This is a genomic window from Streptomyces sp. NPDC055287 (assembly GCF_053646035.1).
In genome coordinates, this window is the sequence record NZ_JBSHNE010000011.1 from 115938 (window position 1) to 139526 (window position 23589).

A 23589-nucleotide genomic window follows, 5' to 3' on the forward strand; every position below is an offset into this window, starting at 1 on the left:
TGACTCCCCGTCAGGGCGAAGCCGGAGGGTACAGCGCGCGCGGAAGCCGGGAGGCCGCCGCGTCGTCCAGCAGCCACAGCGTGCGGCGGCGGCCGTACGCTCCGGCGGCGGGAGCCTGGATCTCCCCGGCGCCCGACAGGGCCATGGCCGCGGCGTTCGCCTTGTCCTCGCCGGCCGCCAGGAGCCACACCTCACGCGCCGCACGGATCGCGGGCAGCGTGAGGGTGATGCGGGTGGGCGGGGGCTTGGGCGCGCCGTGGACGCCCACCACCGTGCGCTCCGTCTCGCGAACGGCCGGCAGCTCCGGGAACAGTGAAGCGACATGGGTGTCAGGACCCACGCCGAGCATCAGCACATCGAACGTCGGCACCGGGCCGTGGTCCTCGGACCCTGCCGCCGAGGCCAGTTCCTCGGCGTACCCGGCCGCTGCCGCGTCCGCGTCGTCGCCGAACTTCCCGTCCGAAGCCGGCATCGCGTGCACCCGGGCCGGGTCCAGCGGCACCGCGTCGAGCAGCGCCTCGCGCGCCTGGGTGTAGTTGCGCTCGGGGTCCCCCTCGGGGAGGAAGCGCTCGTCGCCCCACCACAGGTCCAGATGTGCCCAGTCGACCGCGTCCCGCGCGGGGGACGAGGCCAGCGCGGCCAGCAGGCCGTTGCCGTTGCGGCCGCCCGTCAGGACGACGGAGGCCGAGCCGCGGGTGGCCTGCGCGTCCACGAGCTTGGTGATCAGCCGGGCCGCCGCGGCCTGAGCCATCAGTTCCTTGTCGTGGTGGACGACAAGCTGAGGTGCTCTCACTTCGACGCCGCCTTCTTCGAAGCCGGGCCGGAAGCCGCCTTCTTCGCCGGAGCGGCCGCAGGCTTGTCCGTCTCCGGCTGCGCCTTGTCCTTCCCGCCCTGCTCCCCGAGCCGCTCGACACCGAATTTCAGCGCCGAGGCGTACGTGTCGTCCGGGTCCAGCCTGCGCAGTTCCTCGGCGATCAGCTCGGCGGTCTCCCGCCGCTTGAGCGCCACCGCGCGGTCCGGCTGCCCCTCGATGGACAGCGACGCCAGGGAACCGTCCGACCGGCCCAGCCTGATCGGCCCGCAGTTGGTCTCCATCTGCACGCCCGTGAGGCCCGGACCGGACGACACGGCACGCTTCACCGGTACGCCCAGCCGGTCGGCGAGCCACATCCCGAGCAGTTCGACGCTCGGGTTGAACTCCTCGCCCTCCACCTCGACCGAGGTGACCTCGCACTCCACCTGGTCCAGCGCGGCCGCGAGCATCGAGCGCCACGGCGTGATGCGCGTCCAGGCCAGATCGGTGTCGCCCGGCGTGTACGCCTCGGCGCGCGACGTCAGCTCCTGCACCGGGTGCTCGGCGGCGTACGTGTCCGTGACACGGCGCTGCGCCAGCGCGCCGAGCGGGTCGTTCGCCGGGTCGAGCGGCGCGTGGACCGCCCACCACACCACCACGGGAGCGTCGGGCAGCAGCAGCGGCAGCACCACCGACTGGGCGTGGTTGATGACCTCGCCGTACAGCCGCAGTACTACCGTTTCGCCCGTTCCCGCGTCCGCTCCGACGCGCACCTCCGCGTCGAGGCGTGCCTTGGAACGGTCGCGCGGCGAACGCGAGACCCGCTTGATGACGACCAGGGTGCGCGAAGGGTGCTCGCGGGAGGCCTCGTTGGCCGCCCTGAGCGCGTCGTACGCGTTCTCCTCGTCGGTGACGATGACCAGCGTCAGGACCATGCCCACGGCCGGGGTGCCGATGGCGCGGCGGCCCTGGACCAGAGCCTTGTTGATCTTGCTGGACGTGGTGTCCGTCAGGTCGATTTTCATGGCCGACGCCAGCTCCGTCCGTCTCGTGCGAGCATTTCGTCCGCCTCGACCGGGCCCCAGGTACCGGCCTGGTACTGCGCGGGCTTGCCGTGGCTGTCCCAGTACTCCTCGATCGGGTCGAGGATGCGCCAGGACTGTTCGACCTCTTCGAGACGCGGGAAGAGGTTGGCGTCGCCGAGCAGAACGTCCAGGATCAGACGCTCGTACGCCTCGGGGCTGGACTCGGTGAAGGACTCGCCGTACGCGAAGTCCATCGACACGTCCCGCACCTCCATCGAGGTGCCCGGCACCTTGGAGCCGAAGCGGACCGTGACACCCTCGTCCGGCTGGACGCGGATGACCAGGGCGTTCTGCCCCAGCTCTTCCGTGGCCGTGTGGTCGAAGGGGGAGTGCGGGGCGCGCTGGAAGACGACCGCGATCTCGGTGACGCGGCGGCCCAGGCGCTTGCCGGTACGGAGATAGAAGGGGACGCCCGCCCAGCGGCGGTTGTCGATCTCCAGCTTGACCGCGGCGTAGGTGTCGGTCTTCGACTTGGGGTCGATCCCGTCTTCCTGGAGGTAGCCGACGGCCTTCTGGCCGCCCTGCCAGCCCGCCGCGTACTGCCCGCGGACGGTCTCCAGGCCCAGGTCCTTCGGAAGTCTGACGGCGCCCAGCACCTTGGTCTTCTCGGCGACCAGCGCGTCCGCCTCGAAGGAGGCGGGCTCCTCCATGGCGGTCAGCGCGAGCAGCTGGAGAAGGTGGTTCTGGATGACGTCGCGGGCGGCGCCGATGCCGTCGTAGTAGCCGGCGCGGCCGCCGATGCCGATGTCCTCGGCCATCGTGATCTGCACATGGTCGACGTACGACCGGTTCCAGAGCGGCTCGAACATCTGGTTGGCGAAGCGCAGCGCCATGATGTTCTGGACCGTCTCCTTCCCCAGATAGTGGTCGATCCGGAAAACCTCGTTGGCCGGGAAGACCTCGTGGACGATCCGGTTGAGCTCCTGCGCGGAGGCCAGGTCGTGCCCGAAGGGCTTCTCGATGACGGCGCGCCGCCACGAGCCTTCCTTCTGGTCGGCCAGCCCGTGCTTCTTGAGCTGCTGGACGACCTGGGGGAAGAACTTCGGGGGCACGGACAGGTAGAAGGCGAAGTTGCCGCCGGTGCCCTGCGCCTTGTCGAGCTCCGCGATCGTCGACTTCAGTGTCTCGAACGCGTTGTCGTCGTCGAAGTCGCCCTGGACGAAACGCATGCCCTGGATGAGCTGCTGCCAGACCTCCTCGCGGAAGGGCGTGCGGGCGTGCTCCTTGACGGCGTCGTGGACGACCTGGGCGAAGTCCTCGTTCTCCCAGTCGCGTCGGGCGAAGCCGATGAGCGAGAAGCCCGGCGGCAGCAGGCCGCGATTGGCCAGGTCGTAGACGGCAGGCATCAACTTTTTACGTGACAAATCGCCCGTGACGCCAAAGATGACCAGGCCCGACGGCCCCGCGATACGCGGGAGCCGTCGGTCCTGAGCGTCACGCAGCGGATTGCTGCTGGACAATTTTTAGGCCTCCGAAGGGGCGAGGCGCTTGAGCTCCGCCTCGGTCGACTTGAGCAGGTCGTTCCAGGACGCCTCGAACTTGTCGACGCCCTCGTCCTCGAGCAGCTGCACCACGTCGTCGTACGAGATCCCGAGCTTCTCGACGGCGTCGAGCTCGGCGCGCGCCTGCTCGTACGTACCGGCGATCGTGTTGCCCGTGATCTGTCCGTGGTCGGCGGTCGCCTCCAGCGTGGCCTCGGGCATGGTGTTCACCGTGCCGGGGGCGACGAGGTCGTCGACGTACAGGGTGTCCTTGTACGACGGGTCCTTGACGCCGGTCGAGGCCCACAGCGGACGCTGCTTGTTGGCGTTGGCCTTGTCCAGGGCGGCCCAGCGGTCCGAGGAGAAGACCTCTTCGTACGCCTGGTACGCCAGCCGGGCGTTGGCCAGCGCGGCCTTGCCCTTGAGGGCCTTGGCCTCGTCCGTGCCGATGACGTCGAGACGCTTGTCGATCTCGCTGTCCACGCGGGACACGAAGAACGACGCCACCGAGTGGATCTTGGAAAGGTCCAGGCCCGCGGCCTTCGCCTTCTCCAGACCGGCCAGGTAGGCGTCCATGACCTCGCGGTAGCGCTCCAGCGAGAAGATCAGCGTCACGTTGACGCTGATGCCGAGACCGATGGTCTCGGTGATCGCCGGGAGACCCGCCCTGGTGGCCGGGATCTTGATCAGGGTGTTCGGACGGTCCACCAGCCAGGCGAGCTGGCGGGCCTCGGCCGTCGTCGCCCTGGTGTTGTGCGCCAGGCGGGGGTCGACCTCGATCGACACCCGGCCGTCCTGGCCGCCGGTCGCGTCGAAGACCGGCCGCAGGATGTCGGCGGCGTCCCTCACGTCAGCCGTCGTGATCATGCGGATGGCTTCTTCGACGGTGACCTCGCGGGCGGCGAGGTCGCCGAGCTGCTGGTCGTATCCGTGGCCCTCCGAGATCGCCTTCTGGAAGATCGAAGGGTTGGTCGTGACGCCCACGACGTGCTGCTGGTCGATCAGCTCGGCGAGGTTGCCGGAGGTGATCCGCTGGCGCGAAAGGTCGTCAAGCCAGATCGCGACGCCTTCGTCGGAGAGGCGCTTGAGTGCGTCTGTCATGAGAGTTGCATCTCCTACTTGTCGTATATACCGGCGTCAGCGCGCTGCGGCGGCCAGGGATTCCCGGGCCGCTGCGGTGACCGCGTCCGCGGTGAAACCGAACTCCCGGAAGAGCACCTTGGCGTCCGCGGAAGCGCCGAAGTGCTCCAGCGAGACGATGCGGCCGGCCTCACCGACGTACCGGTACCAGGTCAGGGCAATGCCCGCCTCGACCGCGACACGGGCCTTGACGGACGGCGGCAGCACGCTGTCGCGGTACCCCTGGTCCTGCTCCTCGAACCACTCGATCGAGGGCATGGACACCACGCGGGTCGGAATACCGGCCGCCTGGAGCTGCTCGCGCGCCTCGACGGCGAGCTGGACCTCGGAGCCGGTGCCGATCAGCACGACCTGCGGCTGACCGCCCTCGGCCTCGGCGAGCACGTAACCGCCACGCGCGGCGTCCTCGTTGGCCTCGTACGTCGGCACACCCTGGCGGGTCAGCGCCAGGCCGTGCGGAGCGTCGTGGCGGCGGAGGATCTCGCGCCAGGCGATCGCCGTCTCGTTGGCGTCGGCCGGGCGGACCATGTTCAGGCCGGGGATGGCGCGCAGCGCGGCCATGTGCTCGACCGGCTGGTGCGTCGGGCCGTCCTCGCCCAGACCGATGGAGTCGTGCGTCCAGACGTACGTCACGGGCAGCTTCATCAGCGCGGCGAGGCGGACGGCGGGGCGCATGTAGTCGGAGAACACCAGGAAGGTGCCGCCGTAGATGCGCGTGTTGCCGTGCAGCGCGATGCCGTTCATCGTCGAGCCCATGGCGTGCTCGCGGATGCCGAAGTGGACCGTACGGCCGTACGGGTCGGCCTCGGGCAGCGGGTTGCCGACGGGCAGGAACGACGACGTCTTGTCGATCGTCGTGTTGTTCGAGCCGGCGAGGTCGGCGGAGCCGCCCCACAGCTCGGGGATGACCGCGCCGAGCGCCTGGAGGACCTTGCCGGAAGCGGCACGGGTCGCGACGGCCTTGCCCGGCTCGAAGACGGGAAGCGACTTCTCCCAGCCCTCGGGCAGCTCGCCCGCGGCGATGCGGTCGAACGTGGCGGCGCGCTCGCTGTTGGCGTTGCGCCACTCCTGGAACTGCTTGTCCCAGGCGGCGTGCGCCTCACGCCCGCGCTCGCCCGCCTTGCGGACGTGCGTGAAGACGTCGTCGTCGACCTGGAAGTGCTGCTCGGGGTCGAAGCCCAGCACGCTCTTGGTGGCCGCGATCTCCACCTCGCCCAGCGCCGAGCCGTGCGAGGCCTCGGTGCCCTGGGCGTTCGGGGCGGGCCAGGCGATGATCGTGCGCGCCGCGATGATCGACGGGCGCTCGGTCTCGTCCTGCGCCGCCTTCAGTGCCGCGTACAGCGCCTTGACGTCGAAGTCGCCGTTGGCGTTCTGCTCGACGCGCTGCACGTGCCAGCCGTACGCCTCGTACCGCTTCAGCACGTCCTCGGAGAAGGCGGTCTCGGTGTCGCCCTCGATCGAGATGTGGTTGTCGTCGTACAGAGCGACGATGCTGCCGAGCTTCTGGTGGCCCGCGAGCGAGGACGCCTCGGCCGAGATGCCCTCCTCCAGGTCGCCGTCGGAGACGATGGCCCAGATGGTGTGGTCGAACGGGGAGGCGCCCTCGGCGGCCTCCGGGTCGAACAGACCGCGCTCGTAGCGGGCGGCCATCGCCATGCCCACGGCGTTGGCGATGCCCTGGCCCAGCGGGCCCGTCGTCGTCTCCACGCCGGTCGTGTGGCCGTGCTCGGGGTGACCCGGCGTCAGGCTGCCCCAGGTCCGGAACGCCTTCAGGTCGTCCAGCTCGAGGCCGTAGCCGGCCATGTAGAGCTGGATGTAGAGCGTCAGGCTGGAGTGACCGGGAGAGAGGACGAAACGGTCGCGGCCGGTCCAGTTCGCGTCACTGGGGTCGTGACGCATCAGCTTCTGGAACAGCACATACGCGGCCGGGGCGAGGCTCATGGCCGTACCAGGGTGGCCGTTGCCGACCTTCTGTACGGAATCCATGGCCAGGACGCGGACGGTATCGACAGCCCGCTGGTCCAATTCGGTCCACTCGAGATCTGTGGTGGTCGGCTTGGTGCTCACCCTGAGTCAGGGCTCCTCTCCACATGTCGAATCCCGGCGACTGGTAGCGCACCGGGCGTAGTCGAGCCTACCCCCGCGAGAACACCCGTCTTTTCGAGTCCAGAGCGTGGACGGCCTTGGACAAAAGCCGACACAGCCCAGCGTGCGGGCGGGTGCGGGAGTTCGCCTCCTGGCGTTCACCTTCCTAGGTACGGACCCCGTCGCGGCGGTGCTCAACACGACCCCACCCCGGCGGAGATCGACGTCTGGGCAACGTCTAGAGTGGCGTGGTACGCGCAAGTCTTTACCGGGCCTTCACGCCCGGAGCTTGCTGGAATTTCTCTGTCAGGGGTGTGCGTGACGGCCGTCGAGTCCCGACCCGCAGGGGTCGCCTTGACTCCCAGCCCGGGGGGCCATCGGCCGTTCGGAGCCCGGGTCAAAGCGTTCGTGGCACTGACCAAGCCTCGGATCATCGAACTGCTGCTGATCACCACCGTCCCGGTGATGTTCCTGGCGGAGCAGGGTGTGCCCGACCTGTGGCTGGTCCTGGTGACCTGCCTCGGCGGCTACCTGTCGGCCGGCGGCGCCAACGCGCTGAACATGTACATCGACCGTGACATCGACGCGCTGATGGACCGCACGTCGCAGCGGCCGCTCGTGACCGGCATGGTCAGCCCCGCCGAATGCCTGGTCTTCGGCATCAGCCTGGCCGTGATCTCCACGCTCTGGTTCGGACTCCTGGTCAACTGGCTGTCCGCCGCGCTGGCACTCGGAGCGCTCCTCTTCTACGTCGTCGTCTACACGATGATCCTCAAGCGGCGCACCGCGCAGAACATCGTCTGGGGCGGCATCGCGGGCTGTCTGCCGGTCCTCATCGGCTGGTCGGCCGTCACGAACTCGATGTCCTGGGCCGCCGTCATCCTCTTCATGGTCATCTTCTTCTGGACGCCGCCGCACTACTGGCCGCTGTCGATGAAGGTGAAGGAGGACTACGCCCGCGTGGGCGTCCCGATGCTTCCCGTCATCGCGACGAACACGGTCGTGGCCCGCCAGATCGTCGCCTACAGCTGGGTGATGGTCGCGGTCTCGCTGCTGCTGACCCCGCTGGGCTACACCGGCTGGTTCTACACCACGGTCGCCCTCGTGGCCGGCGGCTGGTGGCTCAAGGAGGCGCACGGGCTCCAGTCCCGCGCGAAGGCCGGTGTCACCGGCGCCAAGCTGAAGGAGATGCGACTGTTCCACTGGTCCATCACCTATGTCTCGCTCCTCTTCGTCGCGGTCGCGGTGGACCCCTTCCTGCGCTAGTGACCCGCGCCGCGCGGACTGCTGTAGACCCCCGATCTACCCGTCGGTAGCATCGGGGTATGGCAGACACGAAGCAGGCAGAGCGCAAGGTGGCGAAGCTCGCCAAGGAGATCACCGCCTTCGCCAAGCAGCACGGCGGCGCCGAGGGACAGCTCGCGTACCTGGGCCAGATGGGCACCCGCATCGTCCTCGTCGGCGAGGACGGCGGCTGGGGCGATCTCGTGGCCCCGACGCACGCCGTCGCGCAGAGCGCGGCCGAGAAGGCCGGGATCACCCTCCACGAGTCCTTCGACGGCGACTTCGCGGCCAAGGTGCGCACGGGACCGTACGAGTGGAGCCGGATGGCCGGTATCCAGGTCGGCGGCCCCTCCAACGGCCCGGCCGACACACCGGCGCCGAGCGCTCAGCCGCCCGCCTAGCAACACCTGACGCGGGGGTCACCCGTTAGAGCCTGTGGAAGTACGTCCACCACAGGAGCCCCGGATGATCGAAACGCCTTCCCTGGTGGACCAGTACTGCCACGGAGTGCTCCGTACGGAGCTGGGCCTCGGCACCTTCGAGACCTACCTCGGCAGGACCCCCGCGCCACCCGCGCCCGGCACCACGTTCTTCGACACCCAGACCGGCTTCGCCGTACGCCGCTGGTGTCCGCCGCTGCTCGGCCTCGAACCGCACTGCCCGCCCGCGCGCTACCTCGCGCGCCGCAGGGAACTGGGCGTACTGGAGACCGGCAGACGACTGCTCAGAGGCAGCGGGATCTCCACCTACCTGGTGGACACCGGGCTGCCTGGCGATCTCACCGGACCCGTGGAGATCGCCGCGGCCGGCGCGGCCCAGGCCCGCGAGATCGTGCGACTGGAACTCCTCGCCGAGCAGGTCGCAGACACCTCGGGCACCGTCGACAGTTTTCTCGCCAATCTCGCCGAAGCCGTGCACAGCGCGGCGGGATCCGCCGTGGCCTTCACCTCAGTGGCAGGAGTACGGCACGGCCTCGCCCTCGCGCCGCACCCGCCGGGCCCCGGCGAGGTGCGCGGGGCGGTGGGGCGTTGGCTGGGCGGACGCCGGGCCGGCGGCACCCTCACCGATCCGGTGGTGCTGCGCCACCTGCTGTGGATCGCCGTCGCCTCCGGGCTGCCGCTGCAGCTCCAGGCCGGGACGGCGGGCCCCGGTCTGCGCATCGACCGTACCGACCCGGTGCTGCTCACCGACTTCGCCGCCGCGACCGCGGGCCTCGGCACCGATCTGGTGCTGCTGCACGGCTATCCGTACCACCGTCACGCCGCCCATCTGGCGAGCGTCTTCCCGCATGTGTACGCCGACCTCGGCCCCGCGCTCGCGCACACCGGGGCGCGGGCGGCGGCCGTACTCGCGGAGATCCTTGAGCTCGCGCCCTTCGGCAAGCTGCTCTTCTCCAGCGGCGCGCGCGGACTGCCGGAGTTGCATGTCGTCGGCGCGCGGCTGTTCCGCGAGGCGCTGGGCAGGGTGCTCGGCGGGTGGGTCGGCGACGGCGCGTGGTCGCGGGTGGACGCCGAACGCGTCGCCGGGATGATCGCGGCGGGCAATGCCCGCCGCGTCTACGGACTGACCTGACCGACTGAGCGCCTGACCGGCTCGCGGTCGCTCAGACGGTGGCGGAGACCGCCGAGCCGGGCCGTACGGGCACGGAAGCGGCGGCTTCGAGCGGGCGCTCGCGCAGGCTCAGGGCCAGACGCAGCACCGCGATCCACATCAGGGACGAGCCGAGCATGTGGGCGCCGACCAGGATCTCGGGGACCCCGGTGAAGAACTGGACGTAACCGATGCCGCCCTGTGCGAGCAGGACGATCAGCAGATCGCGGGCGCGGGCCCGGGTGTCGTCCGGGGCGTCCACCACGCGCAGGACCAGCCACATGGCGATGGCCAGCGCGCAGACGACCCAGGCGGCCGCGGCGTGAAGGTGAGCCGTGTCGGCCCAGTCCCAGGGCATGCGCGGTACGTCGCTGCTGTCACCCGCGTGCTTGCCGGAGCCGGTCACCGCCGTGCCCAGGGCGATCAGCAGCCCCGAGGTGATGACGACAGCCCAGGACAGCTTGCGGACGGGACGCGGGACGCGCGGGCGGGGTGCGGTGTCGCCCTCGCGCGTGCGCTGCCAGGTGATCAGGGCGACCGTGAGCAGGGCGTTGGCGAGGAGGAAGTGGCCCGCGACGGTCCAGGGGTTGAGGCCTGCCCAGACCGTGATGCCGCCGAGGACGGCGTTGCCCATCACGAGCCAGAACTGGGCCCAGGCGAGGCGGGTGAGACCGCGCCGCCACGGCTTCGTGGACCGCGCCGCGACGATCGCCCAGCCGACCGCGGCCGACAGGACGTACGTCAGCATGCGGTTGCCGAACTCGATCGCGCCGTGGATGCCCTGTTCGGGCGTCGCGAAGAGGCTGTCGTCGGTGCACTTGGGCCAGGTGTCGCAGCCGAGGCCGGAGCCGGTCAGCCGGACCGCGCCGCCGGTGACGATGATGAAGACGGTCATCACGACGGCGGAGAGCGCGGCGCGCCGGAGCGTACGGGGGGTGGGCGTCCAGCGCCGCGCGATGAGGGCGAGGGGGGTCAACACGGGAACCATCGTAGGACGGGGCTTGTGCAGGAATTCACGAGGGGGGTCCCGAAACGGGCGTTCCTTACTCCCAGCGGAAGAAACGGGCAGCCGCGCCCAGACCCAGTACCGCCCACGCGGCCAGGATCCCGACGTTGCCCCACGGGATGGCCGCGCCGTGCTGGAGTACGTCGCGCAGGCCGTCCGAGAGGGCCGAGATCGGCAGCAGACCGAGGACCGACTGCACCGCGTCCGGGAACTTGTCGAGCGGCACGATCACGCCGCCGCCCACGAGGAGCAGCAGGAAGACCAGGTTGGCGGCGGCCAGCGTCGCCTCGGCCCTGAGCGTGCCGGCCATCAGCAGGCCGAGGCCGGAGAAGGCCGCCGTACCGAGGACGAGGAGGAGAGCCACGGCGAACGGGCTGCCGTGCGGGGACCAGCCGAGGCCGAACGCGATCACCGTCAGCAGCACGACCTGGAGCACCTCGGTGACCAGCACCGCAAGCGTCTTCGCCGTCATCAGCGCCCAGCGGGGCAGCGGAGAGGTGCCGAGCAGCTTCAGTACGCCGTACCGGCGCTCGAAGCCGGTCGCGATGGCCTGCCCGGTGAAAGCCGTGGACATGACGGCCAGCGCGAGGATGCCGGGCGCAAGGAAGTCCACCGACCTGCCCTCGCCCCCCGCGGTCTCCACAGGCACAGCGACGATGTCGACCGCCGAGAACAGCACCAGCAGCAGCGCCGGGATGATCACGGTCAGCAGCAGCTGCTCACCGTTGCGCAGCAGCATCTTCGTCTCGAAGGCGGTCTGCGCCGCGATCATCCGGGGCAGCGGGGCCGCTCCCGGCCGGGGGGTGTACGTACCGATGCTCATGAACGGAGGTCCTTACCGGTCAGCTCGAGAAAGACGTCCTCCAATGAGTGCCGCTCGACGGAGATGCCGTCCGGCATCACGCCGTGCTGGGCGCACCAGGAGGTCACGGTGGCCAGCAGCTGAGGGTCGACCTTGCCGGTGATCCGGTACGTCCCCGGCGTCAGCTCCGCCGCCAGGGTGTCCACGGGCAGCGCCTTGAGCAGCGACGCGATGTCGAGGCCGGGGCGCCCGGTGAAGCGCAGGGTGTTCTCGGCGCCGCCGCGGCACAGCTCCTCGGGGCTGCCCTGGGCGATGACCCGGCCCCCGTCGATGATCGCCACGTCATCGGCGAGCTGCTCGGCCTCGTCCATGAAGTGGGTGGTGAGGACGACGGTGACGCCGTCCGTACGGAGCTCGCGCATGAGGTCCCAGGTGGACCGGCGGGCCTGCGGGTCGAGGCCCGCGGTCGGTTCGTCCAGGAAGACCAGCTCGGGACGGCCGACCACGGCCATCGCCAGCGCGAGCCGCTGCTGCTGGCCGCCGGAGAGCCGCCGGTACGTCGTACGGCCGCAGCTGCCGAGCCCGAGGCGCTCGATGAGGGCGTCGACGTCCAGCGGGTGGGCGTGGAGTTTCGCTACATGGCGCAGCATCTCGTCGGCCCTGGCCCCCGAGTACACGCCGCCCGACTGGAGCATCACCCCGACCCTGGGGCGGAGCTCCGCCGCGTCGGCGACCGGGTCGAGGTTGAGGACGCGTACGGTGCCGGCGTCCGGCCTGCGGTAGCCCTCGCACGTCTCGATCGTGGTGGTCTTGCCGGCCCCGTTGGGACCGAGGACGGCGGTGACCGCACCCGAACGGACCTCCAGGTCCAGGCCGTCGACGGCGGTCTTGGTTCCGTACCGTTTGACCAGTCCTGTGACCTGGACGACGGGCTCGCTTCTCATGCGAGGAAGTCTAGGGAGGGCGGCGGCGGCGGAGGCCGGGGGCTCCGGTCAACGGCAGAAAGCCCCTGGTCAGCCCCTACGAAGTGACCGAAAAGTCCGTTCTGTTCGCCTCACGCCCGCCGTCGGTTGCGGCGCGTCCGCCAAGGCGCTCCTGATCATTTCCGCAGGTCAAGTTAGGTGTGCCTAAGTGATGCAGCCCACCGGGGCTTGATCGGGACGCGGGTTGTCACGCTCTGAGGAATTACGCAACAATGGCGTTGTGAAATACGGTGTGAGTTCGACCGAGCCTCCCCAGGAGGAGCTCGCGACCGGTGAGCGCTCGACGCGCAACCGGATCGCGCGGTCAGTCCTGGACCACGGCCCGTCCACCGCCGCCGATCTCGCGAAGCGCCTCGGTCTCACCCAGGCCGCCGTCCGCCGACACCTCGATTCGCTCGTCGCCGAGAACGTGGTCGAGCCCCGCGAGCAGCGCGTGTACGGGGCCAGGACCCGGGGCAGGCCCGCAAAGGTCTTCGCGCTCACCGACTGCGGCAGGGACGCCTTCGACCAGTCCTACGACAAGCTCGCTGCCGACGCCCTGCACTGGATCTCCCAGGCGGCCGGCGGCGGCGAGAAGGGCGAGGCGGCCGTCACCGCGTTCGCGCGCGCACGGTTCGCCGCCCTGTCCGGGGCGTACCGCGAGGCGGTCGAGGCGGCTGCCCCAGAGGACCGCACCGAGGCGCTTGCCAGGGCCTTGTCGGCCGACGGGTACGCTGCTACGGCGCGTAACGCACCGGTCGGAGAGCAGCTCTGCCAGCACCACTGCCCGGTCGCCCATGTCGCCGAGCAGTATCCGCAGCTGTGCGAGGCGGAGACGGAGTTCTTCTCCGAGCTGCTGGGGACGCATGTGCAGCGTCTGGCCACCATCGCCCACGGCGACGGGGTGTGCACGACGTTCATTCCGCGCAGCAGCACAGCATCACAGACGACACATTCAGCATCTTCTGCAAGTACGGCCGGGAGGAACCCCGCATGACTCTCCCCACGGAGACTGCCCACCCCGAACTCGAGGGCCTGGGTACGTACGAATTCGGCTGGGCCGACTCCGACACGGCAGGCGCCACGGCCAAGCGCGGCCTCTCCGAGGAGGTCGTCCGCGACATCTCAGCCAAGAAGAACGAGCCTGAGTGGATGCTGAAGCTGCGGCTGAAGGGCCTCAAGCTGTTCGGCAAGAAGCCCATGCCGAGCTGGGGCGCCGACCTGTCGGGGATCGACTTCGACAACATCAAGTACTTCGTGCGCTCCACTGAGAAGCAGGCGGAGTCCTGGGAGGACCTGCCCGAGGACATCAAGAACACGTACGACAAGCTCGGCATCCCCGAGGCGGAGAAGCAGCGCCTCGTCGCCGGTGTCGCGGCCCAGTACGAGTCCGAGGTCGTCTACCACCAGATCCGTGAGGACCTGGAGGAGCAGGGCGTCATCTTCCTCGACACGGACACGGCGCTGAAGGAGCACCCGGAGCTCTTCCAGGAGTACTTCGGCACCGTCATCCCGGTCGGCGACAACAAGTTCGCGTCGCTGAACTCGGCCGTGTGGTCCGGCGGCTCGTTCATCTACGTCCCCAAGGGTGTGCACGTCGACATCCCGCTCCAGGCCTACTTCCGTATCAACACGGAGAACATGGGCCAGTTCGAGCGGACGCTGATCATCGTCGACGAGGACGCCTACGTTCACTATGTCGAGGGCTGCACCGCCCCGATCTACTCCTCCGACTCGCTGCACAGCGCCGTCGTGGAGATCATCGTGAAGAAGGGCGGCCGCTGCCGCTACACGACCATCCAGAACTGGTCGAACAACGTCTACAACCTGGTCACCAAGCGCGCCGTGGCGTACGAGGGCGCGACCATGGAGTGGGTCGACGGCAACATCGGCTCCAAGGTGACGATGAAGTACCCGGCCGTCTACCTGATGGGCGAGCACGCGAAGGGCGAGACCCTTTCGATCGCCTTCGCGGGCGAGGGCCAGCACCAGGACGCCGGCTCCAAGATGGTGCACATGGCGCCGAACACCTCCTCCAACATCGTCTCCAAGTCGGTGGCGCGAGGCGGCGGCCGCACCTCCTACCGCGGGCTCGTCGAGATCGGCGAGGGCGCCGCGGGCTCGAAGTCCAACGTGCTCTGCGACGCGCTGCTCGTCGACACGATCTCCCGCTCGGACACGTACCCGTACGTCGACGTGCGCGAGGACGACGTGTCCATGGGCCACGAGGCGACCGTCTCCAAGGTCTCCGAGGACCAGCTCTTCTACCTCATGAGCCGCGGCATGACCGAGTTCGAGGCCATGGCGATGATCGTGCGCGGCTTCGTCGAGCCGATCGCCAAGGAGCTGCCGATGGAGTACGCCCTGGAGCTCAACCGGCTGATCGAGCTGCAGATGGAGGGCTCGGTCGGTTAAGGCCGCAAGGCCTCCGACCCGCCCCGCAGCGACAGATTCTTCTGACCCAGAGAGAGAGCACTACGACAGCCATGGCTGAGGCTCAGAACATTCCGGTGGGCTCCACGACCGCCGGTTCCATCGCGGTGGCCGCCGAGTCCACCGTCGCCACGCGCACGAGCGCCCCGCCGTCCTTCGACGTGGCGGACTTCCCGGTGCCGCACGGCCGCGAGGAGGAGTGGCGCTTCACTCCGCTGGAGCGCCTGCGCGGGCTGCACGACGGCACCGCCGAGGCCGGCGGCGTGCTCACCGTCGAGGTGACCGCCCCCGAGGGCGTCACCGTCGAGACGGTGGACCGCACCGACGCGCGGCTCGGCACGGCCGGCACCCCGATGGACCGCGTCGCCGCCCAGGCGTACAGCTCCTTCGAGAAGGCCTCGGTCGTCTCGGTTCCCAAGGAAGCCGTACTGACCGAGCCCATCCGGATCGCCGTGCACGGCGAGGGCGGCACCGCCTACGGCCACCAGGTCGTCGAGCTGGGCGCCTTCGCCGAGGCCGTCGTCGTCATCGACCACACCGGTGACGCCGTGCTCGCCGCCAACGTCGACTTCGTCGTAGGCGACGGCGCGAAGCTGACCGTCGTCTCCGTGCAGGACTGGGACGACACGGCCGTGCACGTCTCCCAGCACAACGCGCGGATCGGCCGCGACGCCTCCTTCAAGTCGGTCGTGGTGACCTTCGGCGGCGACCTGGTACGCCTCAGCCCGCTGGTCCAGTACGCGGGAACCGGCGGCGAGGCCGAGCTCTTCGGCCTGTACTTCACCGACGCGGGCCAGCACCAGGAGCACCGCCTCCTGGTCGACCACAACACTCCGCACTGCAAGTCGAACGTCGCCTACAAGGGCGCGCTCCAGGGCGACGGCGCGCACGCCGTATGGATCGGCGACGTGCTGATCCAGGCCGCCGCCGAAGGTACGGACACGTACGAGATGAACCGCAACCTCGTTCTCACGGACGGCGCGCGGGTCGACTCGGTGCCGAACCTGGAGATCGAGACCGGCGAGATCGCCGGCGCCGGCCACGCCTCGGCCACCGGCCGCTTCGACGACGAGCAGCTCTTCTACCTCATGTCGCGCGGTATCCCGGCCGACGAGGCCCGTCGCCTCGTGGTCCGTGGCTTCTTCGCGGAGCTCGTCCAGCAGATCGGTCTGCCCGACGTCGAGGAACGCCTCCTCGCCAAGATCGACACGGAGCTGGAGGCGTCCGTCTGATGGCCTTCGTCAAAGCCTGTGCGCTGAGTGAGCTGGAGGACGACACCCCGAAACGGGTGGAGCTCGACGGCACACCGGTGTCCGTCGTCCGCACCGAGGGCGAGGTGTTCGCGATCAACGACATCTGCTCGCACGCGAACGTCTCCCTCTCGGAGGGCGAGGTGGAGGACTGCATGATCGAGTGCTGGCTGCACGGCTCGAGCTTCGACCTCCGCACGGGCAAGCCCTCCGGCCTTCCCGCGACGCGCCCCGTCCCCGTATACCCCGTCAAGATCGAAGGGGACGATGTGCTCGTCTCCGTCACACAGGAGTCCTGAGACACCCATGGCAACGCTTGAAATCCGCGACCTGCACGTTTCCGTCGAGGCCGACAACTCCACCAAGGAGATCCTCAAGGGCGTCGACCTGACCGTGAAGCAGGGCGAGACCCACGCCATCATGGGCCCCAACGGCTCCGGCAAGTCCACCCTCGCGTACTCGATCGCCGGTCACCCCAAGTACACGATCACCAGCGGCACCGTCACCCTCGACGGCGAGGACGTCCTCGAGATGTCCGTCGACGAGCGCGCCCGCGCCGGCATGTTCCTCGCCATGCAGTACCCGGTCGAGGTCCCCGGCGTCTCGGTCTCCAACTTCCTGCGTACGTCGGCGACGGCGATCCGCGGCGAGGCCCCCAAGCTGCGCACGTGGGTGAAGGAGGTCAAGACGGCCATGGAGACCCTCCAGATGGACCCGGCCTTCGCCGAGCGCAACGTCAACGAGGGCTTCTCCGGCGGTGAGAAGAAGCGCCACGAGATCCTTCAGCTCGAGCTCCTCAAGCCGAAGATCGCGATCCTCGACGAGACCGACTCCGGCCTCGACGTCGACGCCCTGCGCCAGGTCTCCGAGGGCGTCAACCGCGTCCACGCGAGCGGCGAGGTCGGCACGCTGCTGATCACGCACTACACGCGCATCCTGCGCTACATCAAGCCGGACTTCGTGCACGTCTTCGCCAAGGGCAAGATCGTCGCGTCCGGCGGCCCGGAGCTTGCCGACAAGCTCGAGGCCGAGGGCTACGAGGAGTACACGAAGGGTGGCGTAACCGCGTGACACAGCTGCCGGGCCTTCTCGACACCGAGGCGATCCGCAAGGACTTCCCCCTGCTGGATCGTGTGGTCCACGACGGGAAGAAGATCGTTTACCTGGACAACGCGGCGACTTCGCAGAAGCCGCGCCAGGTCCTCGACGCGCTGAACGCGTACTACGAGCAGAGCAACGCCAACGTCCACCGTGGCGTTCACGTGCTCGCCGAGGAGGCCACGGCGCTGTACGAGGGCGCTCGCGACAAGGTCGCCGCCTTCATCAACGCGCCGAGCCGCGACGAGGTCATCTTCACGAAGAACGCCTCCGAGTCGCTCAACCTCGTGGCGAACATGCTGGGCTGGGCCGACGAGCCCTACCGCGTGGACGCCGAGACCGAGATCGTCATCACGGAGATGGAGCACCACTCCAACATCGTGCCGTGGCAGCTGCTCTCGCAGCGCACCGGCGCGAAGCTGAAGTGGTTCGGCATCACCGACGACGGCCGTCTCGACCTGTCGAACATCGACGAGATCATCACCGAGAAGACGAAGATCGTCTCCTTCACGCTGGTCTCGAACATCATGGGCACGATCAACCCGGTCGAGGCGATCATCCGCCGCGCGCAGGAGGTCGGCGCGCTGGTGTGCATCGACGCCTCGCAGGCGGCGCCGCACATGGTGCTCGACGTACAGGCGCTCCAGGCCGACTTCGTGGCCTTCACCGGACACAAGATGGTCGGCCCGACCGGCATCGGTGTGCTCTGGGGACGCCAGGAGCTGCTGGAGGACCTTCCGCCGTTCCTCGGCGGCGGCGAGATGATCGAGACCGTGTCGATGAGCTCGTCGACGTACGCCCCGGCTCCGCACAAGTTCGAGGCGGGTACGCCCCCGATCGCCCAGGCCGTCGGCCTCGGCGCGGCCGTGGACTACCTCACCGCGATCGGCATGGACAAGATCGCCGCGCACGAGCACGCGATCACCGAGTACGCCGTCAAGCGCCTCTCGGAGGTCGAGGGCCTGCGGATAATCGGCCCGACGACGGCCGAGGACCGCGGGGCGACGATCTCGTTCGTGCTCGGTGACATCCACCCGCACGACGTGGGCCAGGTGCTCGACGAGCTGGGCATCGCCGTCCGGGTCGGCCACCACTGCGCGCGGCCTGTCTGCCTGCGGTACGGAATTCCTGCGACCACGCGAGCGTCGTTCTATCTGTACTCCACGCCGGCCGAGGTTGACGCACTGGTCGAGGGCCTGGAGCACGTCCGGAACTTCTTCGGTTAAGGGCTGGGGATCGTGAAGCTTGATTCGATGTACCAGGAAGTCATCCTGGATCACTACAAGCACCCGCACGGGCGGGGCTTGCGGGACGGCGACGCAGAGGTGCACCACGTCAACCCGACGTGCGGCGACGAGATCACGCTGCGCGTGAAGTACGACGGTGCGACCATCACCGACGTCTCGTACGAGGGCCAGGGCTGCTCCATCAGCCAGGCCAGCGCCTCCGTGCTGAACGATCTGCTGGTGGGCAAGGAACTGGCCGAGGCGCAGAAGATCCAGGCGACCTTCCTGGACCTGATGCAGTCCAAGGGCCAGATCGAGCCGGACGACGCGATGGAGGAGGTGCTGGAGGACGCGGTCGCGTTCGCCGGTGTCTCGAAGTACCCCGCCCGCGTGAAGTGTGCTCTGCTGAGCTGGATGGCATGGAAGGACGCGACGGCCCAGGCACTGGGCGACGGCGCCGAGAGGAAGACCGCATGAGCGAGAACGCTGTGACACCCACCGAGAGCGTCACGACCAAGCCTGCCTCCGAGGAGGAGGTCCGCGAGGCTCTGTACGACGTCGTCGACCCCGAGCTGGGCATCGACGTCGTCAACCTCGGCCTGATCTACGGCATCCACGTCGACGACTCCAACATCGCCACCCTTGACATGACGCTGACGTCCGCGGCCTGCCCGCTGACCGACGTCATCGAGGACCAGGCGAAGTCGGCGACCGAGGGTATCGTCAACGAGCTGAAGATCAACTGGGTCTGGATGCCGCCGTGGGGCCCGGACAAGATCACGGACGATGGCCGCGAGCAGCTCCGTGCGCTCGGCTTCAACGTGTGAGACCGACAAACGGCACAGCGAGAGGCCCCCGGCACATTGCCGGGGGCCTCTCGCTGTGTGCGCGTGCTTGATGTGCCGCTGTCCGTGTCGGCGCCGGTGTCAGTGCGGGGCCGCAGCCGCCTCGGCGAGCGCCGGGGCCAGGTTCTCCTTGCGGATGCGCTGGTCGACGTACAGCAGGCCGGTCACCACCTGGGGGAAGGTGGTGGCGATGATCTGGCTGATGATGCTGCCCAGCATGATGAATCCCATGTAGAGGCCCATCGCGGTGAGGGTCTCACCGACGTCGGGATCGGGTCCCGCCTGGGCCATGCCCGGCATGCTCGACATCATGCCGATGATCGTGAACGGGAACTGGATGATGTATCCAGCGATCATGGCCATGAGCCAGGCCAGCATGCTGATGCCGAAGATCCGCCACCAGGAGCCCTTCACCAGCCGGGCCGAACGGCGCAGAGCGGCGACGGGCCCCTGCGACTCGAAGACCACGGCGGCCGGCGCAAGGCTGAACATCACCCAGATCCAGACGGCCACGGGTATGCACGCCAGCATCACCACGAAGCCCAGGACGGCCCACCCCGGAGAGGCGTCCTGAGAGACGAGCGCCACGATCAGCATGACGTAACTGGCTATGAAGATGCCCATGACGAGCACCGCGGCGAGCGAGGGCAGCAGCATCGCCCCGATCACGGCGGGCACTCGTGCCCGGGCGCGCCGCCACACCGTGCCGAGCGTCGTACGGCGGCCGAGTACCGCGTCCTGGAGGACGGCGGGGCACGTGGCCATGATGGCCGCGTTGGCGATCACCATGGCCGCCACGGCGACGACGCACACCAGGGAGAACGCGATGATCAGCGGCGCGGCGACGTCCGAGCCGAAGGAGTCGTCGTACTCCCCGGCGTCGAAGACCTTCTCCAGGGTGTCGCTCGTCGCGGAGTAGGCGACCGCCATGGCCGCGAGCGTCACCAGTAGGGCGCCGCCGTACATCAGCACGGCTATGCCGAAGACTTGCTTCCAGTAACGGCCCATGGTGGTCATGGAGCCGCCGAGGATGTCCCCGAGCGAGAGCGGGGCCAGCGGGATCACGCCCGGCTTGGGCGGCGGGGGAGGGGGCGGCATCCAGCCGCCGCCCCAGCCGGGTGGCGGGGGCGGCGGAGGTCCTGCGTACGTCCCGCCGTCGTGGGGGCCGTTCCATCCCGAATCGTGCGCCACTTTCACTCCGTTAGGTTTCAGGCCCTGACCGGGCGCTCCAAAGTATCCGGTGCTTGTCGGCCGGCGTAACGGAGTGGGGCGCGCGGAGATGTGTACGGTTGTCCACATCGATGTGTACTGTCGTACGCATGTCCCTGCCCTACGTAATGCTGGCCGCGGCGATCGCGGCGGAGGTGGCCGGGACCACGGCCATGAAGTACAGCGACGGATTCACCAAGTTGTGGCCCTCGCTGGGAACGGCCGCCGGTTACCTCCTTGCCTTCACCCTGCTCGCGCAGACCCTCAAGTCCATGTCGGTCGGCACCGCCTACGCGATCTGGGCGGGCGTCGGCACCGCGGCCGTCGCCGCCATCGGCATGTTCTTCCTCGGAGAGTCGGCGAACGCCGTCAAGCTGGTGGGGATCGGCCTCGTCATCGTCGGCGTCGTCCTGCTCAACCTCGGCGGCGCGCACTGATGGCCCGCCGTTATGACCCCGAGCGCCGGCAGCGCATCATCGACGCCGCGATACGTGTGGTCGGGCGCGAAGGCCTCGCCGGTCTGAGTCACCGGTCCGTCGCGGCCGAGGCCGACGTGCCGCTCGGCTCGACGACGTACCACTTCAAGACCCTCGACGAGCTGATGGTCGCCGCGCTGCGGCAGGCGGGCGAAGGCTTCGCCGAGGCGGTGAGGGCGCGCGGCACGTTCGAGGACCCGTGTACCGATCTGGCGGACGAACTGGCCGCGTTGCTGGGGGAGTGGCTGTCCGGGGACCGTACCGGAGTGGAGCTGGAGTACGAGCTCTACCTGGCCGCGCTGCGCCGGCCGGCCCTGCGTCCCGTGGCCGCCGAGTGGTGCGGGGGCCTGGCCGAGCAGCTGGCGCGGCGCACGGATCCGGTCACCGCGCGGGCGCTGCTCGCGCTGATGGACGGCATCTGCCTCCAGGTGCTGCTGACCGGGGCGCCTTACGACGCGGCATACGCGCGGGAGATGCTGGCGCGCGTCATCGGCCCGCGGACCTGATGGTGGCCAGCGCCGTCTCGACGCTCGCCGCGATGTCCGTGACCGGGTAGAGGACCTGACGGACCGTACGGTCGCGCCCCACCACGAGCGTCAGCCGCTTCAGCCGGCTCACGCCCGCCGCGCGGAACGTCGGCAGGCGCAGCGCGGCCGCCAGGGTCAGGTCCGCGTCGGACAGGAGCGGGAAGCGCAGCCGCTCCTCGTCGGCGAACGCCCGCTGCTCGTCGGGGCGCTGGACGGAAACACCGTGCACGCTCGCCCCCGCCGCGGTGAACTCGGCCAACTGGTCGCGGTAGGTGCAGGCTTCGAGCGTGCAGCCCCGCGCGCCGGGGATCTCGGCCCAGCCGGGCGGATAGGCCCCGGGGCGGGCGTAGGCGCTCGGGAAGCAGTACAGGACCGTGTACGGCGTGTCCGCGACCGGGTCGCGGAGATCGCCGTTCAGGTCGAGGAGCTGAAGCTCCGGCAGACGCGTGCCGAGGAGTCCGTGCACGCGCTCGGCCTCCCGCGAGGCCTCCGCCGCTGTCGCCGTCGTCTCCCCGTCTCCGAGCAGCCAGGCGTCGCCCCAGTCCTGGAGGGAGATCAGGACGGGCAGCAGGGCGCGGCCGCGGCGGGTCAGGCGGTACTCGTACCGGACGGGCCGGTCCTGGTACGGCTCGCGCGTCAGTACGTCCGCGTCGACGAGCAGCCGCAGCCGCTCGGCGAGCACCTTGCGGGACATGCCGGTCTCCGCCTGGAGCGCGTCGAAGCGGTGCACGCCCCGGGCCGCGTCGCGCACGATCAGCAGGGTCCACCAGTCGCCGACGACGTCGAGGGCCTGCGCGATGGCGCAGTCGGCGTCGCCCAGGCTCGTGCGTTGTGCCATGGCCCTCATGCTGGCATAGTCCGTTCCCAAAAGAAACTCACTCTCCATCCATGCAGGGGGCGGGCACGTTGGGGTCACTTCGGGACGTACCGAAGGCCGTGTGGCAACTGGCATTCGGCATCCTCTTCAACAGCGCCGTCGCCTTCACCTTCATCTACCTCTTCGTCTATCTGACGGACGAGCGCGGCCTGGCCGTCGCGCAGGCGGGTGTCATCAGCGGCATCGGGGGTCTCGGCCTGGTCGCCGGGAACTTCACCGGAGGCTGGTTCGGAGACCGCTTCGGCCACCGGCGCACGCTGCTGAGCGCCTCCGTGCTCGCGGGCGCGGGGCTGGTGGCGTTGCCGGCCCTGCCGGACGTACTGCTCTACGCCGCGCTGCCGCTGGCCCAGTACGCGCAGGGCGCCGTGCGCGCCGCGAACTCCGTGCTCATCGCGGTGTCCGTACCCGACGGCTCACGCCGCCAGGGCTTCGCCGTGATGCGGGTGGCCGGGAACGCGGGCTTCACCGTCGGCGCGCCGGTCGGCGCCCTGATCTCGGCGGAGTTCTCGTACACCGTGATCTTCGTCGCGGACGGTATCGGCACGCTTCTCTTCGCGCTGTACGCCGCGCTGATCCTTCCGGCGCCGGTGGCGCCGGCGGCGGGGCGGGCGGCGTCGCGGGCGGCGCAGGGCGGCCCGGCGCCCGCCGCGACGGGTGTGTGGCGGGAACTGCGGGCCCGCCCTCCCGTCCTCGTGCTCCTTGTGTCGATCTTCTTCGCCGACATCGTCTACCGGCAGATGTTCTCCACCGTGCCGGTCTTCCTCGGCGACCATGGCATGGACACCCGCGCGTACGGCTGGCTGATCGCGATCAACGGCGCCGTCATCCTCTGCCTGGAACTCCCGGCGGCCGTCGTCCTGCGCCGGCGTGCGCCCCTGACGATCGTGGGCCTCGGCCTGGTCCTGGTCGGTCTGGGGTACAGCGTGCTGACGCTCGGGGCCTCGATCGCCGTGGCCGTGGTGATGATGCTGCTGCTCACGGCGGGCGAGATCCTGTACAAGACCCCGGCCACGGCCTACGTCGCCGACCATGCGCCCGCGCACGCGCAGGGCCGCTTCCAGAGTCTGTACGCCGGCGTCTCGGTCAGCGGCGTCATCCTCGCCCCGCCGCTGGGCGGGGCCTTGTACGAATCGGCGCCCGGCCTCCTCTGGCCGCTGAGCGCGGCGCTGGCGGTGGCGGCGGGCGCGGCGGTGCTCACGGCGGGACGGTTCGGCCGTGCGGCGGTGCGGGACAGAGTCGCTCCCCGGCCGGACGGCCGACGGCACCTGCCGGCCCGGACAGGAGCTCCGAGCCCGGCCGACGACCGAGCCCGCGACGACTGAGAACTGCACGGAGGGACGGGTCGGCCGGACACGGCGGACGGGCCGCCGCCTCCGCCGTGGCCGGGCGCCCCGGGGGACCGGCGCCCGGCATCCGGGAC

The 23589-nt window shown here is 69.6% G+C and carries 24 protein-coding genes; 14 read left to right on the plus strand and 10 right to left on the minus strand.

Features of this window, described 5'->3' with window-relative positions; all coding sequences use genetic code 11:
- Window positions 1–10 precede the first annotated feature (10 nt).
- From pgl to tkt, 5 genes are read right to left on the minus strand one after another with little or no spacing between them, the layout of a single operon-like run.
- On the minus strand, window positions 11–793 hold the full coding sequence (gene pgl / locus ACWIHY_RS19350) for a 6-phosphogluconolactonase (RefSeq protein WP_454376852.1): 783 nt from the start codon (window positions 791–793) through the stop codon (window positions 11–13).
- Window positions 790–1818 carry a glucose-6-phosphate dehydrogenase assembly protein OpcA gene (gene opcA / locus ACWIHY_RS19355; protein WP_454376853.1) on the minus strand — a complete coding sequence of 343 codons (1029 nt, stop codon included), beginning with the start codon at window positions 1816–1818 and terminating at the stop codon, window positions 790–792. The genes pgl and opcA overlap by 4 nt, the downstream gene beginning before the upstream one ends.
- The gene (gene zwf / locus ACWIHY_RS19360) at window positions 1815–3338 is read right to left on the minus strand and encodes a glucose-6-phosphate dehydrogenase (protein ID WP_454376854.1); all 1524 of its coding nucleotides are present in this window, start codon (window positions 3336–3338) and stop codon (window positions 1815–1817) included. Before zwf ends, opcA begins: the two co-directional genes overlap by 4 nt.
- Window positions 3339–3341: 3 nt before the next feature.
- Entirely contained in the window at window positions 3342–4460 is a 1119-nt protein-coding gene (tal, locus tag ACWIHY_RS19365) for a transaldolase (RefSeq protein WP_454376855.1), read from the minus strand.
- Window positions 4461–4496: 36 nt separating this feature from the next.
- On the minus strand, window positions 4497–6566 hold the full coding sequence (gene tkt / locus ACWIHY_RS19370) for a transketolase (RefSeq protein WP_454376856.1): 2070 nt from the start codon (window positions 6564–6566) through the stop codon (window positions 4497–4499).
- A gap of 330 nt (window positions 6567–6896) precedes the next feature.
- On the opposite strand from tkt, the gene ACWIHY_RS19375 reads away from it, so the two are divergent.
- From ACWIHY_RS19375 to ACWIHY_RS19385, 3 genes are all read left to right on the plus strand, one after another.
- Window positions 6897–7850, plus strand: coding sequence for a heme o synthase (locus ACWIHY_RS19375; protein WP_454376857.1), 954 nt, complete (start codon window positions 6897–6899; stop codon window positions 7848–7850).
- 59 nt (window positions 7851–7909) lie between these two features.
- Window positions 7910–8269 (plus strand): hypothetical protein, encoded by a 360-nt coding sequence (locus tag ACWIHY_RS19380; protein ID WP_454376858.1) that lies wholly within the window; start codon window positions 7910–7912, stop codon window positions 8267–8269.
- 64 nt (window positions 8270–8333) lie between these two features.
- Window positions 8334–9440 carry an amidohydrolase family protein gene (locus ACWIHY_RS19385; RefSeq protein ID WP_454376859.1) on the plus strand — a complete coding sequence of 369 codons (1107 nt, stop codon included), beginning with the start codon at window positions 8334–8336 and terminating at the stop codon, window positions 9438–9440.
- 31 nt (window positions 9441–9471) lie between these two features.
- On the opposite strand, the gene ACWIHY_RS19390 is transcribed toward ACWIHY_RS19385, so the two are convergent.
- From ACWIHY_RS19390 to ACWIHY_RS19400, 3 genes are read right to left on the minus strand one after another with little or no spacing between them, the layout of a single operon-like run.
- On the minus strand, window positions 9472–10446 hold the full coding sequence (locus ACWIHY_RS19390) for a COX15/CtaA family protein (RefSeq protein WP_454376860.1): 975 nt from the start codon (window positions 10444–10446) through the stop codon (window positions 9472–9474).
- 55 nt (window positions 10447–10501) lie between these two features.
- Window positions 10502–11287 (minus strand): ABC transporter permease, encoded by a 786-nt coding sequence (locus ACWIHY_RS19395; RefSeq protein WP_454376861.1) that lies wholly within the window; start codon window positions 11285–11287, stop codon window positions 10502–10504.
- Entirely contained in the window at window positions 11284–12210 is a 927-nt protein-coding gene (locus tag ACWIHY_RS19400; protein ID WP_454376862.1) for an ABC transporter ATP-binding protein, read from the minus strand. The genes ACWIHY_RS19395 and ACWIHY_RS19400 overlap by 4 nt, the downstream gene beginning before the upstream one ends.
- A gap of 271 nt (window positions 12211–12481) precedes the next feature.
- Between ACWIHY_RS19400 and ACWIHY_RS19405 the strand changes: the two genes are divergently transcribed.
- The 8 genes from ACWIHY_RS19405 to ACWIHY_RS19440 all read left to right on the plus strand — a co-directional run bounded on the left by ACWIHY_RS19405 (window position 12482) and on the right by ACWIHY_RS19440 (window position 19062).
- Window positions 12482–13225 (plus strand): helix-turn-helix transcriptional regulator, encoded by a 744-nt coding sequence (locus tag ACWIHY_RS19405; protein WP_454376863.1) that lies wholly within the window; start codon window positions 12482–12484, stop codon window positions 13223–13225.
- Window positions 13222–14643: a Fe-S cluster assembly protein SufB gene (sufB, locus tag ACWIHY_RS19410; protein WP_069929315.1), complete on the plus strand. Its 1422-nt coding sequence runs from the start codon at window positions 13222–13224 to the stop codon at window positions 14641–14643. The genes ACWIHY_RS19405 and sufB overlap by 4 nt, the downstream gene beginning before the upstream one ends.
- A gap of 71 nt (window positions 14644–14714) precedes the next feature.
- Window positions 14715–15893 (plus strand): Fe-S cluster assembly protein SufD, encoded by a 1179-nt coding sequence (sufD, locus tag ACWIHY_RS19415; RefSeq protein ID WP_454376864.1) that lies wholly within the window; start codon window positions 14715–14717, stop codon window positions 15891–15893.
- Window positions 15893–16210: a bifunctional 3-phenylpropionate/cinnamic acid dioxygenase ferredoxin subunit gene (locus ACWIHY_RS19420; RefSeq protein WP_073720274.1), complete on the plus strand. Its 318-nt coding sequence runs from the start codon at window positions 15893–15895 to the stop codon at window positions 16208–16210. The genes sufD and ACWIHY_RS19420 overlap by 1 nt, the downstream gene beginning before the upstream one ends.
- A 7-nt stretch (window positions 16211–16217) precedes the next feature.
- A complete protein-coding gene (gene sufC / locus ACWIHY_RS19425) occupies window positions 16218–16982 on the plus strand; it encodes a Fe-S cluster assembly ATPase SufC (protein WP_454376865.1) in 765 nt (254 codons plus the stop codon).
- A complete protein-coding gene (locus tag ACWIHY_RS19430; protein WP_454376866.1) occupies window positions 16979–18235 on the plus strand; it encodes a cysteine desulfurase in 1257 nt (418 codons plus the stop codon). The genes sufC and ACWIHY_RS19430 overlap by 4 nt, the downstream gene beginning before the upstream one ends.
- Before the next feature lie 12 nt (window positions 18236–18247).
- The gene (sufU, locus tag ACWIHY_RS19435; protein WP_454376867.1) at window positions 18248–18712 is read left to right on the plus strand and encodes a Fe-S cluster assembly sulfur transfer protein SufU; all 465 of its coding nucleotides are present in this window, start codon (window positions 18248–18250) and stop codon (window positions 18710–18712) included.
- Complete coding sequence (locus tag ACWIHY_RS19440) at window positions 18709–19062, plus strand: metal-sulfur cluster assembly factor (protein WP_454376868.1); 354 nt, start codon at window positions 18709–18711, stop codon at window positions 19060–19062. Before sufU ends, ACWIHY_RS19440 begins: the two co-directional genes overlap by 4 nt.
- Before the next feature lie 99 nt (window positions 19063–19161).
- Here ACWIHY_RS19440 and ACWIHY_RS19445 read toward each other — a convergent pair whose 3' ends face one another.
- Window positions 19162–20271 carry a DUF7847 domain-containing protein gene (locus ACWIHY_RS19445; protein ID WP_454376869.1) on the minus strand — a complete coding sequence of 370 codons (1110 nt, stop codon included), beginning with the start codon at window positions 20269–20271 and terminating at the stop codon, window positions 19162–19164.
- A 134-nt stretch (window positions 20272–20405) separates the two neighbouring features.
- On the opposite strand from ACWIHY_RS19445, the gene ACWIHY_RS19450 reads away from it, so the two are divergent.
- Both ACWIHY_RS19450 and ACWIHY_RS19455 read left to right on the plus strand, forming a co-directional pair.
- Entirely contained in the window at window positions 20406–20726 is a 321-nt protein-coding gene (locus ACWIHY_RS19450) for a DMT family transporter (protein WP_454376995.1), read from the plus strand.
- Window positions 20726–21271: a TetR/AcrR family transcriptional regulator gene (locus ACWIHY_RS19455; RefSeq protein ID WP_454376870.1), complete on the plus strand. Its 546-nt coding sequence runs from the start codon at window positions 20726–20728 to the stop codon at window positions 21269–21271. The genes ACWIHY_RS19450 and ACWIHY_RS19455 overlap by 1 nt, the downstream gene beginning before the upstream one ends.
- On the opposite strand, the gene ACWIHY_RS19460 is transcribed toward ACWIHY_RS19455, so the two are convergent.
- On the minus strand, window positions 21252–22130 hold the full coding sequence (locus tag ACWIHY_RS19460; RefSeq protein ID WP_454376871.1) for a winged helix-turn-helix transcriptional regulator: 879 nt from the start codon (window positions 22128–22130) through the stop codon (window positions 21252–21254). The two genes, ACWIHY_RS19455 and ACWIHY_RS19460, sit on opposite strands and share 20 nt — an antisense overlap.
- A 68-nt stretch (window positions 22131–22198) precedes the next feature.
- Between ACWIHY_RS19460 and ACWIHY_RS19465 the strand changes: the two genes are divergently transcribed.
- The gene (locus ACWIHY_RS19465) at window positions 22199–23491 is read left to right on the plus strand and encodes an MFS transporter (protein ID WP_454376872.1); all 1293 of its coding nucleotides are present in this window, start codon (window positions 22199–22201) and stop codon (window positions 23489–23491) included.
- Window positions 23492–23589: the final 98 nt, after the last annotated feature.

What these genes read in the sequence shown, in the direction of transcription:
- opcA (WP_454376853.1), bottom strand. Translation starts at nt 1,818, where the DNA reads ATGAAAATCGACCTGACGGACACCACGTCCAGCAAGATCAACAAGGCT.
- tal (WP_454376855.1), bottom strand. Translation starts at nt 4,460, where the DNA reads ATGACAGACGCACTCAAGCGCCTCTCCGACGAAGGCGTCGCGATCTGG.
- ACWIHY_RS19380 (WP_454376858.1), top strand. Translation starts at nt 7,910, where the DNA reads ATGGCAGACACGAAGCAGGCAGAGCGCAAGGTGGCGAAGCTCGCCAAG.
- ACWIHY_RS19385 (WP_454376859.1), top strand. Translation starts at nt 8,334, where the DNA reads ATGATCGAAACGCCTTCCCTGGTGGACCAGTACTGCCACGGAGTGCTC.
- ACWIHY_RS19390 (WP_454376860.1), bottom strand. Translation starts at nt 10,446, where the DNA reads ATGGTTCCCGTGTTGACCCCCCTCGCCCTCATCGCGCGGCGCTGGACG.
- ACWIHY_RS19395 (WP_454376861.1), bottom strand. Translation starts at nt 11,287, where the DNA reads ATGAGCATCGGTACGTACACCCCCCGGCCGGGAGCGGCCCCGCTGCCC.
- ACWIHY_RS19400 (WP_454376862.1), bottom strand. Translation starts at nt 12,210, where the DNA reads ATGAGAAGCGAGCCCGTCGTCCAGGTCACAGGACTGGTCAAACGGTAC.
- sufB (WP_069929315.1), top strand. Translation starts at nt 13,222, where the DNA reads ATGACTCTCCCCACGGAGACTGCCCACCCCGAACTCGAGGGCCTGGGT.
- sufD (WP_454376864.1), top strand. Translation starts at nt 14,715, where the DNA reads ATGGCTGAGGCTCAGAACATTCCGGTGGGCTCCACGACCGCCGGTTCC.
- ACWIHY_RS19420 (WP_073720274.1), top strand. Translation starts at nt 15,893, where the DNA reads ATGGCCTTCGTCAAAGCCTGTGCGCTGAGTGAGCTGGAGGACGACACC.
- sufC (WP_454376865.1), top strand. Translation starts at nt 16,218, where the DNA reads ATGGCAACGCTTGAAATCCGCGACCTGCACGTTTCCGTCGAGGCCGAC.
- ACWIHY_RS19440 (WP_454376868.1), top strand. Translation starts at nt 18,709, where the DNA reads ATGAGCGAGAACGCTGTGACACCCACCGAGAGCGTCACGACCAAGCCT.
- ACWIHY_RS19455 (WP_454376870.1), top strand. Translation starts at nt 20,726, where the DNA reads ATGGCCCGCCGTTATGACCCCGAGCGCCGGCAGCGCATCATCGACGCC.
- ACWIHY_RS19460 (WP_454376871.1), bottom strand. Translation starts at nt 22,130, where the DNA reads ATGGCACAACGCACGAGCCTGGGCGACGCCGACTGCGCCATCGCGCAG.